20 protein-coding genes and 2 pseudogenes are annotated in these 21,526 nt (G+C 72.6%); 7 read left to right on the top strand and 15 right to left on the bottom strand.

What is annotated here, in order from left to right; translation table 11 throughout:
- Window positions 1–6 precede the first annotated feature (6 nt).
- On the bottom strand, window positions 7–1,158 hold the full coding sequence (locus tag ABZ079_RS10875) for an acyl-CoA dehydrogenase family protein (protein WP_356939404.1): 1,152 nt from the start codon (window positions 1,156–1,158) through the stop codon (window positions 7–9).
- Between the two features lie 89 nt (window positions 1,159–1,247).
- On the opposite strand from ABZ079_RS10875, the gene ABZ079_RS10870 reads away from it, so the two are divergent.
- The 3 genes from ABZ079_RS10870 (at window position 1,248) to ABZ079_RS10860 (ending at window position 3,784) form a co-directional block, all read left to right on the top strand.
- Window positions 1,248–1,889 (top strand): TetR/AcrR family transcriptional regulator, encoded by a 642-nt coding sequence (locus tag ABZ079_RS10870; protein WP_356939095.1) that lies wholly within the window; start codon window positions 1,248–1,250, stop codon window positions 1,887–1,889.
- A gap of 54 nt (window positions 1,890–1,943) precedes the next feature.
- Window positions 1,944–2,657: a winged helix-turn-helix domain-containing protein gene (locus ABZ079_RS10865; RefSeq protein WP_356939094.1), complete on the top strand. Its 714-nt coding sequence runs from the start codon at window positions 1,944–1,946 to the stop codon at window positions 2,655–2,657.
- Between the two features lie 188 nt (window positions 2,658–2,845).
- A complete protein-coding gene (locus ABZ079_RS10860) occupies window positions 2,846–3,784 on the top strand; it encodes a DMT family transporter (protein WP_356939093.1) in 939 nt (312 codons plus the stop codon).
- Window positions 3,785–3,787: 3 nt separating this feature from the next.
- Here the strand turns inward: ABZ079_RS10860 and ABZ079_RS10855 are convergent, their stop codons facing one another.
- From ABZ079_RS10855 to ABZ079_RS10810, 10 genes and pseudogenes are all read right to left on the bottom strand, one after another.
- Complete coding sequence (locus ABZ079_RS10855; protein WP_356939092.1) at window positions 3,788–4,870, bottom strand: Zn-dependent alcohol dehydrogenase; 1,083 nt, start codon at window positions 4,868–4,870, stop codon at window positions 3,788–3,790.
- Window positions 4,871–4,885: 15 nt separating this feature from the next.
- Complete coding sequence (locus ABZ079_RS10850; RefSeq protein WP_356939091.1) at window positions 4,886–6,274, bottom strand: aldehyde dehydrogenase family protein; 1,389 nt, start codon at window positions 6,272–6,274, stop codon at window positions 4,886–4,888.
- A 155-nt stretch (window positions 6,275–6,429) separates the two neighbouring features.
- Window positions 6,430–6,605, bottom strand: a pseudogene (locus tag ABZ079_RS10845) (sugar ABC transporter ATP-binding protein); the annotation flags it as partial.
- A 66-nt stretch (window positions 6,606–6,671) separates the two neighbouring features.
- The gene (locus ABZ079_RS10840) at window positions 6,672–7,385 is read right to left on the bottom strand and encodes a class F sortase (protein WP_356939090.1); all 714 of its coding nucleotides are present in this window, start codon (window positions 7,383–7,385) and stop codon (window positions 6,672–6,674) included.
- A complete protein-coding gene (locus ABZ079_RS10835) occupies window positions 7,372–8,130 on the bottom strand; it encodes a hypothetical protein (RefSeq protein WP_356939089.1) in 759 nt (252 codons plus the stop codon). Before ABZ079_RS10835 ends, ABZ079_RS10840 begins: the two co-directional genes overlap by 14 nt.
- A pseudogene (locus ABZ079_RS10830) lies at window positions 8,118–9,436 on the bottom strand (MFS transporter). The gene ABZ079_RS10835 and the pseudogene ABZ079_RS10830 overlap by 13 nt, the downstream one beginning before the upstream one ends.
- A 27-nt stretch (window positions 9,437–9,463) precedes the next feature.
- On the bottom strand, window positions 9,464–10,897 hold the full coding sequence (locus tag ABZ079_RS10825; RefSeq protein ID WP_356939088.1) for a CitMHS family transporter: 1,434 nt from the start codon (window positions 10,895–10,897) through the stop codon (window positions 9,464–9,466).
- A gap of 124 nt (window positions 10,898–11,021) precedes the next feature.
- A complete protein-coding gene (locus ABZ079_RS10820; RefSeq protein WP_356939087.1) occupies window positions 11,022–13,253 on the bottom strand; it encodes a molybdopterin oxidoreductase family protein in 2,232 nt (743 codons plus the stop codon).
- Between the two features lie 124 nt (window positions 13,254–13,377).
- Complete coding sequence (locus tag ABZ079_RS10815) at window positions 13,378–13,995, bottom strand: TetR/AcrR family transcriptional regulator (RefSeq protein ID WP_356939086.1); 618 nt, start codon at window positions 13,993–13,995, stop codon at window positions 13,378–13,380.
- Between the two features lie 64 nt (window positions 13,996–14,059).
- Window positions 14,060–14,611 carry a hypothetical protein gene (locus ABZ079_RS10810; RefSeq protein ID WP_356939403.1) on the bottom strand — a complete coding sequence of 184 codons (552 nt, stop codon included), beginning with the start codon at window positions 14,609–14,611 and terminating at the stop codon, window positions 14,060–14,062.
- A gap of 160 nt (window positions 14,612–14,771) precedes the next feature.
- Here ABZ079_RS10810 and hmgA point away from each other — a divergent pair, with 160 nt between their 5' ends.
- From hmgA to ABZ079_RS10795, 3 genes are read left to right on the top strand one after another with little or no spacing between them, the layout of a single operon-like run.
- Window positions 14,772–16,082: a homogentisate 1,2-dioxygenase gene (gene hmgA, locus ABZ079_RS10805; protein WP_356939085.1), complete on the top strand. Its 1,311-nt coding sequence runs from the start codon at window positions 14,772–14,774 to the stop codon at window positions 16,080–16,082.
- A 48-nt stretch (window positions 16,083–16,130) separates the two neighbouring features.
- Window positions 16,131–16,880 carry a GntR family transcriptional regulator gene (locus ABZ079_RS10800; protein WP_356939084.1) on the top strand — a complete coding sequence of 250 codons (750 nt, stop codon included), beginning with the start codon at window positions 16,131–16,133 and terminating at the stop codon, window positions 16,878–16,880.
- 25 nt (window positions 16,881–16,905) lie between these two features.
- Window positions 16,906–18,057: a type ISP restriction/modification enzyme gene (locus ABZ079_RS10795; protein ID WP_356939083.1), complete on the top strand. Its 1,152-nt coding sequence runs from the start codon at window positions 16,906–16,908 to the stop codon at window positions 18,055–18,057.
- Here ABZ079_RS10795 and ABZ079_RS10790 read toward each other — a convergent pair.
- On the bottom strand, window positions 18,039–18,308 hold the full coding sequence (locus ABZ079_RS10790) for a hypothetical protein (protein WP_356939082.1): 270 nt from the start codon (window positions 18,306–18,308) through the stop codon (window positions 18,039–18,041). The two genes, ABZ079_RS10795 and ABZ079_RS10790, sit on opposite strands and share 19 nt — an antisense overlap.
- Window positions 18,309–18,484: 176 nt before the next feature.
- Between ABZ079_RS10790 and ABZ079_RS10785 the strand changes: the two genes are divergently transcribed.
- Entirely contained in the window at window positions 18,485–19,684 is a 1,200-nt protein-coding gene (locus ABZ079_RS10785; RefSeq protein ID WP_356939081.1) for a CaiB/BaiF CoA-transferase family protein, read from the top strand.
- A gap of 88 nt (window positions 19,685–19,772) precedes the next feature.
- On the opposite strand, the gene ABZ079_RS10780 is transcribed toward ABZ079_RS10785, so the two are convergent.
- The 3 genes from ABZ079_RS10780 to ABZ079_RS10770 form a co-directional block, all read right to left on the bottom strand.
- Window positions 19,773–20,042, bottom strand: a complete 270-nt coding sequence (locus ABZ079_RS10780) for a hypothetical protein (protein ID WP_356939080.1) — start codon at window positions 20,040–20,042, stop codon at window positions 19,773–19,775.
- A gap of 126 nt (window positions 20,043–20,168) precedes the next feature.
- Window positions 20,169–20,981 carry an anti-sigma factor gene (locus ABZ079_RS10775; protein ID WP_356939079.1) on the bottom strand — a complete coding sequence of 271 codons (813 nt, stop codon included), beginning with the start codon at window positions 20,979–20,981 and terminating at the stop codon, window positions 20,169–20,171.
- Window positions 20,978–21,520: a sigma-70 family RNA polymerase sigma factor gene (locus tag ABZ079_RS10770; protein ID WP_356939078.1), complete on the bottom strand. Its 543-nt coding sequence runs from the start codon at window positions 21,518–21,520 to the stop codon at window positions 20,978–20,980. The genes ABZ079_RS10775 and ABZ079_RS10770 overlap by 4 nt, the downstream gene beginning before the upstream one ends.
- Between the last annotated feature and the right edge of the window lie 6 nt (window positions 21,521–21,526).

The raw sequence follows: 21,526 nt of genomic DNA, 5'->3' as shown, positions 1-21,526 counted from the left end.
GGATACTCAGAACGCCGAAACCCCGGTCAGGGCACGCCCGATGAGCAGTTTCTGGATCTGGCTGGTGCCCTCGTACAGGGTCATCACGCGGGCGTCGCGCAGGAGTTTGCCGGCCGGGTACTCGTCGATGTAGCCGTAGCCACCGAAGACCTGGAGGGCGTTGTTGGCGGCGCGGACGGCGGCCTCGGAGGCGAAGAGCTTGGCCTTGGACGACTCGACGGCGAACGGCCGGCCGCGGTCGATGAGGTCGGCGACCCGCCAGGTCAGCAGCCGGGCCGCGTCGACGTCGACGGCGATGTCGCTGATCAGCTCCTGCACCAGCTGGTGATGGGCGATCGGCTTGCCGAACTGCTCGCGCTCACCGGCGTACTCGACGGCCGCGTCCAGCGCGGCCTGGGCGATGCCGACGCATCCGGCGGCCACCGACATGCGCCCCTTGGCGAGCGCGGACATCGCGACGGAGAAGCCCTTGCCCTCCTCGCCCAGCATCGCCGAGGCGGGGACGCGGACGCCCTCCAGGACCAGTTCGGCGGTGGCCTGGCCGCGCAGGCCCAGCTTGCCATGGATGGTGCGGCGGGTCAGGCCGGGGGTGTCGGTGGGCACGAGGAAGGCGGAGACACCCTTGTGGCCGGGGGCCTCGGTGGAGCGGGCGAAGAGCAGGACGACGTCGGCCCAGGTCCCGTTCGTGATGAACATCTTCGTGCCGCTGATGACGTAGTCGTCGCCGTCGCGCACGGCCCGGGTGGTGAGGTTGCCCGCGTCGGAGCCGGTGCCCGGCTCCGTGAGGCCGAAGCAGCCGACGTACTCGCCGGCGGTCAGCCCCGGCAGCCAGTGCCGCTTCTGCTCCTCGCTCCCCCAGGCGGCGATCGACTTGGCGACCAGCCCCAGGGACACGGAGACGATCCCGCGGACCGAGGAGTCACCGCGCCCCAGCTCCTCGGTGACCAGGCAGTATGCGAGGTGGTCGCCGCCGGAGCCGCCGTACTCCTCGTCGACGGTCAGACCGAGGAAGCCGACCTCGCCGAGCTTCTTGACGATGCCCCGGCCGACCTCCTCGGCGCGGTCCCAGGCGACCACGTGCGGGGCGATCTCGCGCTCCACGAAGTCCCGGGCGAGCTGCCGTACGGCCGCCTGCTCGTCGCTGAGCCCCAGGTTCACCACGAGATCACCCCACACAGATAAATCTTGAAAGCCGTACCTTTAAATTAGCACTGCTAGTTTCCAGGCGCAGCCCTACTATGTGCGCCATGGCCCGACCGCGCAAGCCCCTCCTCAGCACCGACCGGATCGTCGAGACGGCCCGGGACCTCGTGGACCGAGAGGGTCTGGCGGCCGTCTCCACCCGCCGGCTCGCCGCCGAGCTGGGGGTGAGCGGGCCCTCCCTCTACAACCACTTCCGCACCAAGGACGAGATCCTGGAGGCGGTCGCGGACTCGGTGAGCGGGCTGGTGGACCTGTCGATGTTCGAGGACGGCCGGGACTGGCGGACCGCGCTGCACGACTGGGCCGTCTCCTACCGGGCCGCGCTGCGCGACCATCCGAACATCGTCCCCGTCCTGGCCCGCGGCCCCGGTCGCCGCCCCGCCGCGCTGCGGCTGGCCGACGCGGTGTACGGCGCGATGGTCGGCGCGGGCTGGCCGCCGCCGCAGGCGACCTCCATCGGCGCGCTGATGCGCTACTTCATCATGGGCTCCGCCCTCGGTTCGTTCGCCGGGGGCTTCGTGGACGACGCGAGTGCCTACGACCCCGCCGACTACCCCCACCTCGGCCAGGCCCATCTGCTCGCCGAGCAGCAAGGGAAGATCGACGAACGGGCCTTCGAGACCGGCCTTTCGGCGCTGCTGGACGGGCTGGCGCAGCAGTACGAGCAGGTGCGGCAGAGTGCGTGAGGCCGCGTCGACGCTTCGGCCGTCACCGAAGTGTCGATGGCGCATGCTGGGTGCATGAGCATCAAGGACGCCCGGGCCGCCGGACTCGCCTCCCTCGCCGCGCTGGTCGCGGACGAGACCCGGGCCGCGTGTCTGCTGGCACTGCTCGACGGGCGGGCCTGGACCGCCGGGGAGCTGGCCCGGCACGCCGGGGTCGCCGCGTCCACGCTGAGCGAGCACCTCGGCAAGCTGGTCGCGGGCGGCCTGCTCACACAGGAGCGCCAGGGGAGACACCGGTACGTCCGGCTGGCCGACGCGCGCGTGGCACAGCTCGTCGAGGATCTCGCGGCGGGGGTGCCCGCGGCGGCTGTACGGCACGCTCCTCGTACCCTGCGGGAGTCGAGCACCGAGGCCGCGATGGCCCGGGGCCGTACCTGTTACGACCATCTCGCCGGGCGGCTGGGCATCGCGGTCACGGACGCGCTGACCGAGCGGGGGCTGCTGCGGCAGGACACCGGGTTCGCGCTGACGGACGCGGGGCTTGAGTGGTTCGGCACGGCGGGTATCTCCCTGGACCTCTCGAGTCGGCGTCCACTGGCCCGCGCGTGCCTCGACTGGACGGAGCGGCGCGCTCACCTCGCGGGTGCGGCGGGGGCGGCGTTGTGCCGGCATGCGCTGGAGGCGGGGTGGTGCGTTCGCATCGGCTCGCGGCGTGCGGTGAAGGTGACCCCGTCGGGGGAGCGGACGCTGTCGTCGTTGCTGGGCATCCCGCCCAGTGCTCTGCGCTGAACTTCGGCCACGGGGGAGGGTACGGCGGTCGGGTGCGGGGTGCGGGTCCGTCGGCGGCCGGTCGCGCGGTTCCCCGCAGCCCGTGGGTCGCTGCCGTCACCGCACTCGCATCCCACCGCGGCCGCAGCCCCGCGCGCCGCGGCCGATTTCCGCCGGCCCGCGCCCGAACGCCGCCTACCTCGAAGGACATGATGAACGCCACTCGGAACCGACCTCACGCACTCGCCACCGCTGCCGCCGCCGTCACCGTGCTCCTGTGGGCCTCCGCCTTCGTGTCGATCCGGAGTGCGGGGCAGGCCTACTCCCCCGGGGCGCTGGCCCTCGGCCGGCTCGCGTCGGGTCTGCTCGCTCTGGGAGTCATCTGGGCCATACGCCGTGAAGGAATGCCCCCCAGGGCCGCCTGGCGCGGCATCCTGCTCTCGGGGCTGCTGTGGTTCGGGTTCTACATGGTCGTTCTCAACTGGGGTGAGCAGCAGGTGAACGCGGGCACGGCGGCGCTGGTCGTGAACGTCGGCCCGCTGCTGATCGCCCTGCTGGGCGCCCGGCTGCTCGGTGATCCGATGCCGCCGAGGCTGCTGGCGGGCATGGCCGTGTCCTTCGCCGGCGCGGTGACCGTGGGACTGTCGATGTCGGGCGGAGGCGGGTCCTCCCTGCTCGGCGTGGTGCTGTGTCTGCTCGCGGCCGTCGCCTACGCCTCCGGGGTCGTCGCTCAGAAGCCCGCCCTGGGGCAGGCGAGCACGTTGCAGGTGACGACGTTCGGGTGTCTGGTCGGTGCCGTGGCCTGCCTGCCGTTCACCGGGCAGCTGGTGCGCGAGGCCGCCCACGCGCCCGTGCCGGCCACCCTGAACATGGTCTACCTGGGCGTCTTTCCGACCGCCGTCGCCTTCACCACCTGGGCCTACGCCCTCACCCGCACCACCGCCGGCCGGATGGCGGCGACGACGTACGCCGTGCCCGCGCTGGTGGTGCTGATGTCATGGCTGGTGCTCGGCGAGGTGCCCGGAGCGCTCACGCTGGTGGGCGGGGCGCTGTGTCTCGCGGGTGTGGCGGTGTCGCGGTCCCGGGCGCGCGGCGCACGCACGGCCCGGGTCGCGGCTGTGGAGCCGCGACCCGAGAAGGTGCCCTGAGCGTCAGAAGACGACGAGTGCCCGGCCGCCCCTGCCCGCGAGCATGTTGTCGAAGGCGGCCGGGATGCCCTCCAGGGCGATCCGCTCGGTGACCAGCGCGGACAGGTCCAGGCGTCCCCCACGGACGTGCTCGGCCAGCACCGGCAGGTCGCGGGCCGGGTCGGTGTTGCCGTAGACGCAGCCGGACAGGGTGCGGCCCCAGTGGAAGATCTCCAGGGCGTTGAAGGTGACCTGCTCGTCCTTGCCGCCGATGCCGACCACCGTCGTACGGCCGCCCCGGCGGGTGGACTCCCAGGCCGCACGGATGGTCACGGCCCGGCCCACGCACTCGATCGAGACGTCGACGCCCTGTTTGCCGGTGAGGGCGCGGATCTCGCGGGGGGTGCCCTCGGAGGCGAGGACGTAGTCGGTGGCGCCGGCCGCGCGGGCCAGTTCCTGCTTCTCGGGCGAGACGTCGACGGCGATGATCCGGGAGGCGCCCGCGATCCGCGCCGCCTGGAGGGTGGCGAGGCCGACTCCGCCGGCGCCGAACACGGCGACCGTCTCACCGGCCTGCACCTTCGCGGAGTTGTGGACCGCCCCGTAGCCGGTGAGGACGGCACAGCCGAGGAGGGCCGCGTCGGTGAGCGGGATGCCCTCCGGGAGGGGCAGCACGCAGGAGGCGGAGACCACCGTCTCCTCGGCGAACGCGGCGACGTTGAGACCGGGGTGCAGTTCGGTGCCGTCGGTGGTGCGGGCGTAGACGTCGGCGGCGCCGCCCAGGGCGTTGGCGCACAGCCAGACCTCGCCGAGCGTGCAGGCGTGGCAGCTTCCACAGGAGGGCGCCCAGTTGAGGACGACCGGGGCGCCGGGTGAGATGTGGGTGACGCCCTCCCCCACGGCGACGACCGTACCGGCGCCCTCGTGACCGAGGACGGCCGGTACGGGAACCCGCATGGTGCCGTCGGACAGCGACAGGTCGGAGTGGCAGACGCCGGCGGCGGCGAGGCGGATACGGACCTGCCCGGGGCCCGGCTCGGGCAGCTCGATGCCGGTGATCTCCAGGGGGGCGCCGATGGCGGGCAGGACGGCGGCTCGTACGGCCATGACTGACGGACTTCCTTAGAACTGGAGGGACTTGGTCTGGAGGTACTCGGCGAGTCCGTGCGTGCCGAGTTCCCGGCCGACGCCGGACTGCTTGTAGCCGCCGAAGGGCGCGAGAGGGTTGAACCGGCCGCCGTTGATGTCGACCTGGCCGGTGTCCATGCGGCGGGCGAAGGCGACCGCCTCGGCCTCGTCACCGGCCCAGACCGCACCGGCGAGGCCGTACACCGTGCCGTTGGCGATGCGCAGGGCGTCCTCCTCGTCCTCGTAGCGCAGGAGGGAGAGGACCGGGCCGAAGATCTCCTCCTGGGCGATGGTCATCTCCGGGGTGACGTCGGCGAAGACGGTCGGGCTGATGAAGTAGCCCTGGCCGCGGGGGGATTCGGGGCCGCCTGCGACCAGGCGTGCGCCCTCGGCGATGCCCTTCTCGATGTAACCGCGCACCCGTGCCTGCTGCTTGGCGTTGACGACCGGACCGATGCGGTCGCCGTACTTGGCGGCGGCCGCGGCGGCCAGTTCCACCGCCTCGTCGTACTGGTCGCGGTGGACCAGCATGCGGGTCCAGGCGCTGCACGTCTGGCCGGAGTTGGACATCACGTTGGCGACGCCGACACCCACCGCCCTGGCGAGGTCGGCGCTCGGCAGGATGACGTTGGCGGACTTGCCGCCGAGTTCGAGGGCCACCTTCTTGACGGCGGCACCGGCCACCGCGCCGATCCGCCGGCCGACCGCCGTGGAACCGGTGAAGGAGACCAGATCCACGCCCGGGTGCTCGGCCAGGGCTTGCCCGGCGACCGGGCCGAGGCCGGTGACCAGGTTGAACACGCCCGCCGGTACGTTCGCCTCGTGCACCGCCTCGGCGAACAGCTGGGCGGTGAGCGGGGTGTCCTCGGCCGGCTTGAGGACGACGGTGCAGCCCGCGGCGAGTGCCGGGGCGACCTTGGCGACGATCTGGTGGAGGGGGTAGTTCCAGGGAGTGATCGCGCCGACCACGCCGATCGGCTCGTGCAGGATGGTGGAGTTGCCGACCTTCTCCTCGAAGGAGTGGGTGGCGGCCAGCTCGGCGTAGGAGCCCGCGACCGCGATCGGCACGGCCGCGTGCACGGCCTGGGAGAACGCGAGCGGGGAACCGAGTTCGGCGGTGACCGTCTCGGCGATCTCGTCCTTGCGGGCCACGAGGACGTCCCGGAGAGCGGTGAGGCGCGCGGCGCGTTCGGCCGGAAGTGTGGCGGACCAGGCGGGAAGGGCGGCGCGCGCGGCGCGTACGGCGGTGTCGACGTCCAGGGCGCCGCCCGCCGGGACCCGGGCGATGACCTGCTCGTCGGCCGGGTTCACCACCTCGGTCTCGTCCCTGCTCCCGGCGGGGCGCCAGGCGCCGTCGATGTACAGGCCGTCGTGTGCCTTCATGCTGCTTTCCTCCCGGCGGGGCTGCGTCGTCCAACACAAACTAGCGGTGTTAGTTTTCGCGCGCCAGACATACCTTTGGCCATCAGAGATAGCCGGGCGTCAGGCAGCCGTGGGCGCCAGGCGCACCGGGACATCATCGCCGCCCCGGCGGGTGCTCACTCGTCCAGGTCGGGCAGCCGGCCGGAAGACGGGCAGATGCGGTCGCCACGCCGGTCGAAGACGAACAGGCGGGCCAGGCCACGAGGAGCGGGACCCGCACATCGCGGTGCAGCCGGACGTCCGGGGCGGTGCGCACGACCAGGTCGCCCGGCAGCCGCCCCCGGGGCGAAGCGGACGACGCCGCCTGGGAGGGCGGGCCGGGTGGGACGGGCGGTGCGGGGGGGCCCGCACCGCCCGGTCACTTCGTCGCGGTCAGGTGGGCGAAGACCACCACGTTGCTGGTGTAGCCGGTCCGCCGGCTGAAGAGACCACCGCAGGTGATCACGCGGAGTTCCGGGCGCCGGGTCGGGCCGTAGACCTCCTTGTCGGGGAAGCCCGCCTTGTCGAAGACCTGCAACCGGTCCACGGTGTAGACGGCGGTACGGCCGTCCGCCCGCTTGACCTCGATGGGTTTGCCGGGCTTGATCTGGGGGAGCGCGGCGAACACCGCACGGCCGGTCGTGGTGTCGCGGTGACCGACGGCGACCGCGGTGCCGGACTCGCCCGGTGTGGGACCGCCCTGGTACCAGCCGACCAGCTTCGGCTTGTCGACGGGCGGGGTCTCCAACTGCTGGCCGCGGTCGAGCCGGATACCCGTGATCGGGGCGTCGACCCCCAGCGAGGGAATACGGAAGGACGTGGGCCGGGACCGGGGCAGCGGGCGGGGCGGGGGCGGGGCGGGAGCCGCGCCGGGCTCCCCCAGGCTCGGACCGCGTCCGTCCGCACGGGCGGAGTGCGGGTCGGCGGCCGCCTCGGCGCCCGGGCCACCCGGCCGGCCGGGCACGGTCGGCGTGCCGCGTCCGCCGCACCGCGTCCCCACCGTCACCAGGACGACCACGAGCAGGGCCGTCCTGGTGAGGCGGTAGGCACGGGTCCGGTACCAGGGCCTGCGTCTGCGCCTACGCGGCACCATGGGGCCGCCGGCGGATCAGCCGGAAGTACACGGCACCGCAGACCGCGACCAGGCCCACCGCCGCCGCGGCGGTCACCGGCGAGTAGGCGGCCGCCGTGTCGACGAGACCACCGCCGCCCGCGTGCACACCGCCCTTCGGGCCGTCGTGGTCGTTGTGGCCCCAGGCCCCGTTGTCCTGCTGGTGGTCCTCGATCTGTCCGCCCGGACCATGCGCCCCGTCCTGCCGGCCGTCGTGCTGGCCGTCCTGCCGGCCGTCGTACCGGCCGTCCTGCCGGCCGTCGTACCGGCCGTCCTGCCGGCCGTCGTACCGGCCGTCCTGCCGGCCGTCGCGGCAGTTGACCCGGAAGATCTTCTCCTTGGTGGCACCCCCCGCGACCCAGGTGATCTTGTACTGTCCGTCCGCCAGCCCCAGCGGGTCGGTGTGGCCGGCGCCCCCGGCGAGCTGGATGGTGCCGGTGACGGTGGCCGCGCTGGGCAGCGGGGGCTGCGGCGTGATGGTGTACCCGATGCTGGTGAGGATGTCGAAGTTGACCGCGTCGAGGTAGAACCTGCAGACCAGCGGGTCGTCCTTGCCGCCCAAGGCGGGAAAGGCCTCGGCGCGGTGGATCCTGATGTCGCCGTTCTCGCCCTGGGCAGCCGCGTTCGGCGCCGCTACCCATGACGCGCCCGCCGCGGCGAGGGCGGTGAGGACGACTGTGGCGCCCGCGCGGGAACCGACGGCACGTGGGGGTGTCAGGGTGGGCATGCGCAATCCTCCGAAGTCAGACGATTTTCATACAAATCGCTCTTTCGCCTGGACTCTCCTTCATGAGCCGCGCAGCCCGCGGCATCGACACCCGGCGCGTCGTCAGATATCGCCCGTGCGGCGCAGCCCGAGCGCTTGGGTCCCTCCCGCGCCGCCCGTCCCGGAGCACTCGCAGGCCACCCCGGGGAGCGCAGCGCCACCCCCGACGACAGCAGCAGCGCGCCGACCAGCACGACCGGCGCGGCCACACCCGCCAGGCCCGCGACCAGACCCGCGGTGGCCGGGGCGGCGACCTGGCCGAGCCGGTTGCCGGTCAGGCGCAGTGCGAGCGCGGTCGAACGGGTGTCCGCCGGGGCGGCCTGGACGACCGTCGTCATCGACAGCGGCTGCCCGGCGCCGAGGCAGAGGCCGAGGACGGTGAGCATCAGACCCAGCATCCACACCGGCACCGGCACCGCGACCCCGGCGCACCGCACGGCCGCCGGGAAGCAGGTCACGGTGAGCAGTGCCGGCCGGCCCAGCAGTGGGAGCAGCGGGGTGAGGACGAGCCGGCAGGCTGAGCGGGGTTCCGACCACCCAGGGCGGGATGCCCCGGTGCTCGCCGACGACCGGGAGATAGGCGGTGGGGATGTCGGTGGCGGACAACACGGACAGGCTGATGAGCATGCCCGCGGGCACGCCCCGTGCGCGCGGGATCCCGCCGGCCGGCACCCGCTCGCCCTGCCGTGGGCGGGAGTTGACGGCCGCACGGTCCTCGATGCTCCACAGCGAGGTGCGGGCGGCCGCCGCGCCCGCCACGACGAGGGCGAGGGCGCTGCTGCCGGCCATGTCGGGGCCGTCGACCAGGGCGCCCGCGGCGATCGGGCCGACGAGCTGACCGAGGGAGGCGCCGACGGTGAAGTGCCCGAAGTGGCGGTCCTGTTCGTGCGGGGCGGACCGGCGGGCCACCAGGGACTGGGCGCCGATCACGAAGCAGAGGCGGCCGAGTCCCATACTCCGCTCCACAGGGCCATCACCCGGGGGGAGTCGCGAGTCCGCCGAGGGCGCAGCCACCGGAGATGACGACCACGCCCGCGGGCAGCAGCGGTGCACAGCGGCCGTGGTCGGTGCGGTGGCCGAGCGGCACGGCGGCGAAGAGCGGGAGCAGGGCGGACACGCCCGCGAGGACGCCGGCCGCCCGCTCGTCGGCGCCCAGCGCGAGCGCCCGGTAGGAGACGGCGGGCCGGGCCGAGGACACCGCCCCTGCGCGAAGCCGAAGGCGAATGACGAGGCGGAGCAGCCAGCCGCGGTTCCCACCGGGCGCCATGGTCGAATCCTCCCGCGCACCGCGGGATCAGATGATGCCGAACAGGATTCCCGCGCCGAGGACCACCAGCGAGGTGAGCGCGGCCCACTTCACCACGAACCTGGTGTGGTCGCCGAACTCGACCTTGGCCATGCCGACCAGGACGTAGACGGCGGGGACGAGCGGGCTGGACATGTGCAGGGGCTGGCCGATGATCGAGGCGCGGGCGATCTCCAGCGAGGAGATCCCGTGCGCCTGGCCCGCCTCGGCGAGCACCGGCAGGATGCCGAAGTAGAAGCCGTCGTTGGACATGAAGTACGTGAGCGGGATGCTCAGCACGCCCGTGACGAAGGCCATGTGCGGGCCCATGCCGTCGGGGATGTTGTCGACCAGCCACGTGGCCATGTGGTCGACCATGCCGGTGCCCTGCAGGACGCCGGTGAAGACGGCGGCGGCGAAGACCATGCCGGAGACGTTGAGGACGTTCTCCGCGTGGGCGCCGATACGGGCCTTCTGGTCGGGCATGTGCGGGAAGTTGACGGTCAGGGTGAGCGCGGCGCCGAGCAGGAACAGCACCGGGATCGGCAGCCACTCCATGATCATGGCGGTGAGCAGCGTGACCGTGAGCAGTGCGTTGAACCAGTACAGCTTGGGGCGCAGGGTGGGGCGGTGGGGGTCGAGACCCTGGAATCCGTCGTCCTCGGACGCCTCGGGGAGGTCCGCGTCGGTGCCGGAACCCGAACCGCCGGTGCCGTCGGTCCCCTTGCCGGAACCCGTGCCGCTCGTCGTGCCGTGGCCGATGCCGGCACCGGCCAGGACCGTCTCCTGCTCGGCAGGCTCCTCCACCAGCGCCTCGTCCAGTGTGAGCACGCCGAGCCGGTCGCGCTCGCGGCGTCCGAGGACGTAGGAGAGGGCGAGGACGAACAGCAGGCCCATGGCCAGCGCCGGGATCATCGGCACGAAGATGTCGCTCGCGTCGACCTTGAGCGCGGTGGCGGCACGGGCGGTCGGGCCGCCCCACGGCAGCGTGTTCATCACGCCGTTGGCCATGGCGGCGACGCCGGTCATCACGACCAGGGACATCTTCAGGCGCTTGTAGAGCGGGTACATCGCCGAGACCGTGATCATGAAGGTGGTCGAGCCGTCGCCGTCGAGGGAGACGATCGCCGCGAGGACCGCGGTGCCGACGACGACGCGCAGCGGGTCGGCCTTGCAGAACCTGAGGATGCCCCGCACGATCGGGTCGAAGAGGCCTACGTCGATCATCACACCGAAGTAGACGATCGCGAACATGAGCATCGCCGCGGTGGGGGCGAGGCCGGTGACGCCGTCGATGACGTAGTCACCGAGCTTGGCGCCCTTGCCGACGAACACGCAGAACAGCGCGGGAATCAACACGAGCGCCGCGATCGGCGACATCTTCTTCAGCATGATCAGGACCAGGAAGGTCGCGATCATGGCGAAGCCGAGGATGGTCAGCATGAGTGGATACCTAACGTTCGCCCTTGAACATCCCACCTGGGTGTCGGCGGTGCGTTGACGTTAGGTCCCGTCGTCTGGCGTTAACAAGATGTCGACGTGCGAGCAATAAGCGCGAAATTCCAGGTCACAGGCTTGCGCTGACTTCGACCGGTACGCCGTTGAGGACCGCGTTGCCCGACAACGGGTCGAGCAGGCTGCCGTCGAGGAGCTGGTTGACGTTGACGCCGGGGGTCGCGGAGGCGTGGCCGAGCCGGGTGCCGGGGCGGTCGTGGCCCCATCCGTGCGGCAGGCTCACCACTCCCGGCCGGACGCCGTCGGTGACCTCGGCGGGGGCCACGACCTCTCCCCCGGCACCTTTGACGCGTACGTCCGCCCCGTCCCGTATGCCGAGCCGGTCGGCGTCCTCGGGGTGCAGGTGCAGGGTGCAGCGGTTGCTGCCGCCGGTGAGGGCGGGCACGTTGTGCATCCAGCTGTTGTTGGAGCGCAGATGGCGGCGGCCGACGAGGACGAGCCCCTCGGGGCGCTCGTCACGGGCCCGGCGGAGCCGGGGCAGGTCGCCGGCGATGGGATCGGGCAGCAGCTCGACCTTGCCGCTGCGGGTTCTGAGCGGCTGCGGCAGGCGCGGGCGCAGCGGGCCGAGGTCGATGCCGTGCGGGTGGGCGAGCAGCCTGGCCAGGGTCAGCCCGTCGGGCCGTACGCCGAAGCCGTCGCCGTACGGGCCGAGGCGCAGCATCATGTCGAGCCGCCGCTCGGGGCCGTTGTCGCCGGTGAGCAGCGCGGCGAGTTCGCGCGGGTCGCGGCCGTACACCGGCGAGTGCTCTTCCTGGACGGCCTTGCCGAGGGTCTGGTCGATGACCATCGCGTCGACGGCGGCCGGGTCGGCGCCGTGCATACCGGTGACCGCCAGGATCAACCGGGCGAGGATCTCGCTCTCGGCCATACGGCCGGGCTCCAGCGGAACCGCGGGACGGGTGTAGCGGACCTGGTTGCGCACGGCGAGGGTGTTGAAGGCGAAGTCGTGGTGCGGGCTCTGGGAAGGCGGCGGCGGAGGCAGGACGACGTGGGCGTGGCGCGAGGTCTCGTTGAGGTACGGGTCGACGCTGACCATGAAGTCCAGGGAGTCCAGGGCCTTGTCGAGGCGGTCGCCGTCGGGTGCGGAGAGCACCGGGTTGGCGGCGACGACGATCAGTGCGCGGACCGGTTCTCCCTCGTCGGTCGCGGTGTCGATCTCCTCGGCTAGCGCCGACAGGGGCAACTCGCCCTTCGCCTCGGGAAGTCGCCGTACCCGGGAGCGCCAGCGGCCGAGGGCGAAGCCGCGGCCTGGGCCCGCCGGACGGGGTGTCCTGTCGGTGGCGGCCTGCGGGAAGAGGGCTCCGCCGGGCCGGTCGAGGTTGCCCGTGAGGATGTTGAGTATGTCGACCAGCCAGCTCGCCAGGGTGCCGTGCGGGACGGTGCAGCTGCCGATACGGGCGTAGACGGCGGCGGTGGGCGCGGCGGCGAGTTCGCGGGCCAGGGTGCGGATGACACCGGCGTCGAGGTCGCAGGCCGCGGCCACGGCCTCGGGGGTGAAATCCAGGAGGGAGTCCCGGAGTTCCTCGACCCCTTGGACGTGCGGGGCGAGGTCCTTGAGGTCGACCAGGTCCTCCTCGAACAGCACGGTCGCCATGGCGGCGAGCAGCAGGGCGTCGGTACCGGGGCGGATCGCCAGGTGCCGGTCGGCGAGCCGGGCGGTGCGGGTGCGGCGTGGGTCCACGACGGTGAGCCGGCCGCCGCGGGCCTTGAGCGCCTTGAGCTTGCCGGGGAAGTCGGGGGCGGTGCACAGACTCCCGTTGGACTCCAGGGGGTTGGCTCCGATGAGGAGCAGATGATCGGTGCGGTCCAGGTCGGGCACCGGTATGGCGTGGGCGTCGCCGAACAGCAGCCCACTGGCAACGTGCTTGGGCATCTGGTCGACCGTGGAGGCGGTGAACAGGCTGCGGGTGCGCAGCGCGCCGAGCAGGACCGGCGGATAGAGGGCGCCGGCCATGGTGTGCACGGTGGGGTTGCCGAGGACCACGCCGACGGCGTTCGGGCCGTGCCGCTCCACGACCGGGCGCAGGCCCGCGGCGACCGCGTCGAAGGCCTCCTCCCAGGTGGCCTCGCGCAGGGTGCCGTTCTCCCGGACGAGCGGGGTGCGCAGCCGGTCGGTGTCGCCGTCCACGGCGCCGAAGGAGGCACCCTTGGGACAGATGAAGCCCTTGCTGAAGACGTCTTCGCGGTCGCCGCGGGCACCGGTGACGCGGGTGCCCTCGATGGTGAGGGTCAGCCCGCAGGTGGCCTCGCACAGGGGGCAGATACGCAGGGCGGTGCGGGACACGGGTCCTCCTGGAGGGTCGGCGGGGCGCCGGGCGAGCGCGGACGGACACGACGAACTCAGGGCGAGCATACCGACCGGTATGCATGGAGGGGAGCCCCTTGGCGTCGGAGGAGAACCCACGGACTCAGTCGAGCACGCGGCCGAGGTACGCCCGCAGCAGTGCCCGCGTCTCGCCGATGATGGCCTCATCCCCCTGCGGGTCCATCCGGAAGGCCAGCTGGACCAGGGTGTCGGCACTCTCCACGGCGACCAGGAAGACCCGGCGCAGATCCTCGTCGGGAGTGCGACCGAGGTGGCCCGAGAGCAGGTGGGTGAGCCGGTCGGCGACCCGGGTGTTGGGCTGGGCCTGGCGCGCGCCGACCGGTATCTGGTTGCCGAAGTCGACCAGGGAGAAGCCGGGCGCGGTGCGCTTCATCGCGAGGTACTCGTCCAGGACGGCGTCCATGGCGGCTCGCCAGTCCCCCTCGCGGACCTCCTTCAGCCGCTCGGTGACGCGCTCGGTGTACCACTCGAGGTTGCGCTGGGCGAGGGCGTCGGCCATCTGCCGCTTGTTGCCGAAGAACCGGTAGACCGAGCCGATCGGCACGCCGGCGCGGAGGGCGACCGTGCGGGTGCTCAGGGCGTCGTAGCCGACCTCGTCGAGGAGCTCGGCGCACGCGTCGAGGATCCTGGTCAGCCGTTCGGCGCTGCGCCGTTGGACGGGCGCGCGGCGGAGGGATGTCGCGTGGGGCACGGGCTTCATGATGCCTCTCCGCCGGAATCCGGTGAACCTCACCCGCCAGTACGGAGAAGGGTGGCCGTTGCACTCATTCGCCGGCGACGAGGGTCCCGGTTCGGGCCGAAGACTCCCCCACCTCCACGTCCGCGTCCGACACCGTGATGTCGGCGGTGCTCTGGACGGGCTTGCCGCGCACGGCCCACACGGTGCCGTCGTCGGCGTACAGGCGCGCGGTGACGTGGTGCGTGCCACGCGGGACGAGGCGGTCGGGCAGGTGGTAGTCGGGCGCGCGCAGCCGGGCCACCCGGCGGCCGTCGACGAAGAGGTGGGCGAGCCCGCGCCCGGTGACCGCCGCCGGCTCGGTGCCGGGGGCGGAGCAGCGGAAGCGGCGGAAGGTCAGCCGGACGTCCCAGCCGCCGGAATCCGGGGTGACCTCGACGCCGACCTCCGGCGCGTCCGTCTGGGCGACCTCGCGCAGATGGCGGCCGGTGTCATCGGTGTCGTCCAGGACCTTGCCCACCGGCGACGGCGAGAGCGTACCCCCGCGCTCGTGCGCCTCCCCGGTCCCGCAGCCCGCCACTGCACAGGGCAGCAGAACACAGGCCGCGAGCGCGGTGAGAGATCTGCGCGTCCACGACATCCACGACATGCTCCGGACACTAGGACAACGCTCCGGCGCCCGAATCCCCCTGAAGTCTGGTTCTCCTCGTCCCCCAGACGGAGGACGCGGAGCCCTCTTGCGCACCACCCCGCGCATTCCTACGGTGTTGCATAGGAATAAGGACCGCAAGGGAGCGAGCATGAGCGCGGACGCGCGGAAGACCGCCGAGGGACTGCCGTATCTGACCGGGTTCGGCAATGAACACGCCTCGGAGGCGGTGCCCGGCGCCCTGCCCGAGGGCCGCAACTCGCCGCAGCGCGCGCCGCTCGGCCTGTACGCGGAGCAGCTGAGCGGTACGGCGTTCACCGAGCCGCGGGCGCACAACCGCCGCTCCTGGCTGTACCGCATCCACCCGTCGGCCGCGCACCCGGCGTTCACCCGCACCGGCAACGGCGCGATCCGTACGGCGCCGTTCACCGAGACGGTGCCCGACCCCAACCGGCTGCGCTGGAACCCGCTGCCCGAACCGCGGGCCGGTACGGACTTCCTGGCCGGCCTGTGGACCCTGGGCGGCAACGGCGACGCGACCCAGCGCACCGGCATGGCCGTGCACCTGTACCACGCCAATGCCTCCATGGAGCGGGTCTTCTCGGACGCCGACGGGGAGCTGCTGATCGTGCCGGAGCGCGGGGGGCTGCTGCTGCACACGGAGTTCGGCCGGCTCCATGTGGAGCCCGCATATGTCGCGCTGATTCCACGTGGGGTGCGCTTCCGTGTGGAGCTGCTGGACGAGTCCGCCCGGGGCTATGTGTGCGAGAACTACGGGGCACCCTTCCAGCTGCCCGATCTCGGGCCCATCGGCGCCAACGGCCTCGCCAACGCCCGGGACTTCCGGGCGCCGGTCGCCGCGTACGAGGACGTCGAGGGCCCGGTGGAGGTGGTGAACAAGTTCTGCGGCAACCTCTGGACGGCGACCTACGACCACTCCCCCCTCGATGTGGTCGCCTGGCACGGCAACCATGTGCCCTATGTCTATGACCTGCGCCGCTTCAATGTGATCGGCACCATCTCCTACGACCACCCGGATCCGTCCATCTTCACGGTCCTGACCGCCCCGTCGGACACCCCGGGCCTGGCCGGGGTCGACTTCGTGGTGTTCGCGCCGCGCTGGCTGGTGGGCGAGGACACCTTCCGTCCCCCGTACTTCCACCGGAACGTGATGAGCGAGTACATGGGACTCATCGAGGGCGCGTACGACGCGAAGGCGGAGGGCTTCGTGCCCGGCGGCGGCTCGCTGCACAACATGATGTCGGCGCACGGCCCGGACCGGGAGACCTTCGACCGGGCGAGCGCGGCCGAGCTGAGGCCGCAGAAGGTCGACGACGGGCTGGCGTTCATGTTCGAGACCCGCTGGCCGGTGACGCTCACCCCGCACGCGGCCGGCGCGGACCATCTCCAGCGGCGCTACGACGACGTGTGGCAAGGTCTGGAGCGCCACTTCCGGGTGTAGCGACGACTCCGTTGCGCCGAACAGGCCCCGACAGGTACGGATAGCCGCGTGACCTCCTTCGCTCCGGATTCGATCGTCCTGAACCGCAAGCTGCCGCTCTGGTATCAGGTGTCGCAGTCGCTGCGCGCGTCGATACTCGGCCGCTCGCCCCGGGACCCGCTGCGCCTGCCCACCGAGGAACAACTGGCGGATCACTACGGCGTCAGCGTGCTGACCATGCGGCAGGCGTTGAAGGAGCTGGAGGACGAGGGGCTGATCACCCGGCACCGGCGGCGCGGCACGTTCATCGAGCCCGGGGTCCGGCGCGGGGCTCCCGTGCGGCTGCTGGGCTCGGTGGACGCGATCGTGGCCCAGCAGTCCGGCATGACGACCGAGCTGCTGGGCCACGGCCGGGCGCCGGTGCCTCCCGGGGTCGCCGAGTACTTCCCGGACCTCACGGAGGTGGCCACCTACCACCGCCTCCGCAGCGACGAGAAGACCGGCGAGCCGACCAACCACGCCGTCAACCACATCCGCCCGGAACTCGCCGCGGGGATCGACCCGGACGATCTGATCCGCTGGCCGATGACGAAGGTGCTGAGGGACGTCGTCAAGGCGGACATCAGCCGTATCACGGACACCGTGGAGGCCCGGCTCGCGGACCCGGAGACCGCACGGCTGCTCCAGGTTCCGTTGCTCAGCCCGATCCTGCACTACACGGGCGTGACGTACGACGCCGAGGGCCGGGTGCTGGACGTGGCGGTCATCAACTACCGGGGCGACCGCTTCTCGTTCACCGTCACGCTGGACGCGACCTGATCCCGGGTTCCGGTCAGGCCGTACGATGCCCTGCGTGACGCACGACGACGCTCCGCCGCTGGCGGACCTCATGCCGTGGTCCGTCGCACCGCTGCGGCCCGGCCGCGCCTGGCCGACGGCACCCGACCCGGCCTCGCTGAAGGCCCGTTGGGACACCCTGTTGAAGGCCGAGGGGCCGGACCGGGAAGCCCTGTTCGAGCCGACCCGCGCCCGTACTCCGAACTCGGCCGTGGGCCAGCTGCCCGGCCAGTCCACCGGCACGGAACGACTCGCGCGCGCCGAGGGCGCCTGCGCCAAGCCGGTACGGGTCCTGGCGGCGCCCTTCGACGAGCAGTGGCTCATCCCGGACCACCGGCTGATCGACACGGCCCGCCCGGAGCTGTGGCGGGTGGCGGACGCGCACCAGGTGTTCACGGTGGAGACGGGCGACGACGCTCCGCTGCTGGCGACATCGCTCCTGCCCACGCTGCGCGCCGGTCGCATCCGCCCGCTCTACCGGCGCCCCGGCGGCACGGAGCCGAACCTGGCTCCCGGCCTGCTGGACCACCTGTCCGCCCGCCTGGGCGACCACCTGACGGCCCCGGACGTACTGGCCTGGGTCCTGGCGACGGTCCGCCCGGACCTCACCGTCCCGCTCACCGACGACCGGGAACTGTGGTCCTCCGGGGTGGAGTGGGGTCGCCGGATGCTCTGGCTGATGCGCCGCGACGGCGAACGCCCCAAGCTGCCGGGCGGCCGCCGCCCCTACGTCCGCGCGCCCCTGCCGAGCCGCCCCGTGACCCTCCACTACGACCGCGACGAGGAGACCCTGCACCTCGACGAGGGCCGTATCTCCCCCGTCCCGCCGGAGGCCTGGGACTACGAGGTGGCCGGAGTCCGGGTCCTGGCGGCCTGGTTCGCTCTCCGCACCGCCCCGGCCGAGCCGGGCACGCTGACCGCGATCCGCCCGGCGGCCTGGCCGCAGACCTGGACGTCGGAGCTGCTGGAGCTGATCACGGTCCTGGCCCTGCTGGCGGAGCTGCGGCCCCTGCGGGCCCGCTTGCAGGTGTCGTCGTCGGTCACGTTCGGCGACCTGCGGCGTGCGGGCGTCCTTCCGGCACCGGAGCCGTCCCGTCGTCCCGCCTCGGTCCTGGACCATCCCGAGGAGGGCCCGGACGGTCAGTTCGCGCTGCTCTGACGGCGGTGCAGGGCGGCCTCCAGACGTCCGGGCAGGGGCGTGTGACCGAGCCGGGTGAGGACATCGGCGACGACGGCCGCGTCCGGCGCCCAGGCGAACCAGTCGATGTCCTCGTGATCCCGGCTGACCTCGCCGAGGAAGAAGTCCATGGCCCAGCCACCGCGCAGCCACAGCGGCACGCCATGGACAGGTGCGGCCTCCAGGACCCCTGCGATCAAGTCGAGCTGGCGTCGAGCACGCTTCTGGTCCACCACAACCCCCGTTCCGATCAGGCCGGCCCGACGGCGCGGCCCGGCGATCCTGTCCGCCGTGACGACCTCCTGCTGGACCTCTCTGGCAACGCGCCCGTACCGGACGGCGCCGCCTGGCCGGTGGCCGCGGTGACCGGCTACTGACAAACCCGCCGGCCACGGGACATGATCCACCCATGGATCATCCCCTGCCCCTGCCCCTGGAGGGCATCACCGTCGTCGCCGTCGAACAGGCCGTGTCCGCGCCCTTCGCGACCCGGCAGCTCGCCGACCTGGGCGCCCGGGTCATCAAGGTGGAGCGGGTCGACGGCGGCGACTTCGCGCGCGGCTACGACACCGCCGCCGGCGGGCTCGCCTCGCACTTCGTATGGTGCAACCGGGGCAAGGAGTCCCTCGCCCTGGACCTCAAGGACCCGCGCGGCCTGGACGTCGTGCAGCGGCTGATCGCGGACGCGGACGTGTTCGTGCAGAACCTGGCCCACGGGGCCGCCGCCCGGCTCGGGCTCGACGCGGTCACCCTGTGCGCCGCGCACCCACGGCTGATCGCCGTGGACATCTCGGGCTACGGCGGCTCGGGCCCGTACGCGGACAAACGGGCGTACGACATGCTCGTGCAGTGCGAGGCGGGACTGGTGTCGGTGACGGGGACGCCCGAGCAGCCCGTCAAGGCGGGGGTTCCGGCGGCGGACATCGCTGCGGCCATGTACGCGTTCTCGGGTGTGCTGGCGGCTCTCGTCCGGCGCGGGACGACCGGGCGGGGCGGCCCGGTGGAGGTGTCCATGCTGGAGGCGCTCGCCGAGTGGATGGGACATCCGCTGCACCATGCGATGCACGGAGGTGAGCCCCCGGCGCGCACCGGGCTGGCGCACGCCGTCATCGCGCCGTACGACGCCTATGCGACGGCGGACGGCGGGCGGGTGCTGGTGTCGGTGCAGAACGACCGGGAGTGGCGGCGACTGGCCGAACAGGTGATAGGCGACCCCGAACTGGGGACGGATCCGGCATACGCGACGAACGCGGCGCGGGTGGCGCACCGGGAGCGGACCGACGAGCTGGTCGCGGAAGCGCTGGGGGCGCTGGGCGTTGAGGAGGCGCTGGCCCGGCTGGAGAAGGCGGGCATCGCCTGTGCACGGCTCAGGGATCTGCACGACCTGGCGGAGCATCCACAGCTGGCGGCCCGGGAGCGGTGGCGTGAGGTGGGGTCGCCGGTCGGGCCGCTGAAGGCGCTGCTGCCACCCATCACACTGCCGGGCGGGGACGAGGCGCGGATGGGCGACGTGCCCGCGCTCGGGCAGCACACCGAGGCGCTGCTGCGTGCCGTGGGGATGACGGGCGACGAGATCGCAGCACTACGCCGGGACGGCGTGGCGGCCTGAGCACGGGCACCCCGGACAGGGCTCCGGGGGCGCCGGTTCGCTCGGTGACGGTGGTCGGTGAGGGTGCTCGGTGACCGCTGAGTGAGCCTCAGTGGCCGCCGAACAGCGAGCGCCGCAGCCGGCGCAGCGGTGCGAAGAGCGAGACACGGCTGACCCGGGCGCCCCGGGCGCTGCGCTCGTGCACCGAGTCACGCGCCGTCAGCTCAAGCATCAGCGAGGTCGCCTCGACCGTCTCCCGCTGCGGTATGGCGGGACCCGCCAGTACCGACAGATGGCGGTCGAGGCGCGAACTGGTCGCGCTGCTCCCGCAGGTGATCGCAGGGACCCTGGCCCTGCTGCGCACTGTTATCTGCTCCATGTCACTCCCCACCCGTACGAGTCCACCCGGCCCGGGCAGCGTAACCCTATCGCCCCAGCGGGGCACGCGTGTATCTCGGCCACAGGATTCACCTTCCCCGTAAGGCTGTTGACCATCCCACGTTGACTACTCTCCGAATCCGACCGATTTCAGGGTGAGTTGGACAAGGGGCTGGCCGGTGGGACGAGCTGATCCCCCGTCAGGCTCCACGGTTACGGCGAGTGACGACGAGGACATGTCGAGCCCCTTCGCGACCAAGGGTGTGTCGCCCGCGAAAAGCCCGAGGGAGCGCGGTTGCACACCGGGGCGCATGAGCCAGAGCTGGTGCACGCGACCGCCGGACGGGGTGCCGTATCCGCGGAGGGTGACGACGGCTTCCCCCTCCGACGCGGAAGCGATCACTCCGATTCTGCGGCCCTGTGCGTCCTTGCCGTTCGTGGCGCGGGCGTCGGACGCGGCGAGAACGTGGGCGATCTCACGTGCCCGGGCCTGCTCCGCGTCGAGCCGGTCCTGGGTGCGGTTCGCCTGGACCGCGAAGAGGGAGGCGACGACGAGGGCCGCCGCGGCGGTGGCCGTGGCGAACGGCACGAAGAGGGGGCGTGTCCGGGGCCGGCGGCCGCGGCCCGGCGGGGGCTGGGCGCCCCAGACGTGCGGCGGCAGCCGGGGCGTGCGCTCCCGGGCCGGCGCATGCTCCTGCGGGGTGGCGCGGACGGCGGCCAGCACCCGGTCGCGCAGGGCGACGGGGGCGGGAGCCGCCGCGGACCAGGCGAGGCGCACCGCGTCCTCGGCCAGGGCCCGTACCTCGGCGGCACAACGGCCGCAGCCCTGCAGATGTTTGTCGAAACGGCGCCGCTCGGCGGGCTCGAGGGCGTCGAGCGCGTAGGGCGCGGCGAGGGAGTGCAGGTCCTCGCGGCGCAGGAGTCTACCGAGCATGCTCATGCGGCACCTCCCAGGCACTCGCGCAGCCGGGTGAGTCCGTCGCGCATCCGCGTCTTGACCGTACCGAGCGGCAGTGACAGCCGCTCGGCCACCTCGCGGTAGGTGTAGCCGTCGTAGTAGGCGAGCGTCACCGACTGGCGTTGCAGGGCGGTGAGCCGGTTCAGGCAGCGGCGCACCCACTCGCGTTCCAGGCCCGCCTCCACCTCCTCGGCGACCTGGTCGAACGCGGGTTCCCCGGCCCGCAGCGCCTCCCGCTGCTCGCGTTCGCCGGCCGCGCGGGCGCTGCGCACCCGGTCGACGGCGCGGCGGTGGGCGAGGGTGAGGATCCAGGACAGGGCGCTGCCCCGACCGGGGTCGAACCGGGCGGCGGAGCGCCACAGTTCGAGCAGCACCTCCTGGGCGACCTCCTCGGACTGGGCGGGGTCGCGCACCACCCGTCGTACGAGTCCGTACACCGGCCCGGACACCAGTCCGTACAGCTCCTCGAACGCCCGCTGATCGCCGCCCGCCACGAGCACCAGCAGCTCGTCGGCCGCCATCCGGGC

The sequence above is a fragment of the Streptomyces sp. NPDC006314 genome (genome assembly GCF_040613075.1).
GTDB lineage: Bacteria > Actinomycetota > Actinomycetes > Streptomycetales > Streptomycetaceae > Streptomyces.
This window is presented reverse-complemented; position numbering and strand designations above follow the sequence as displayed.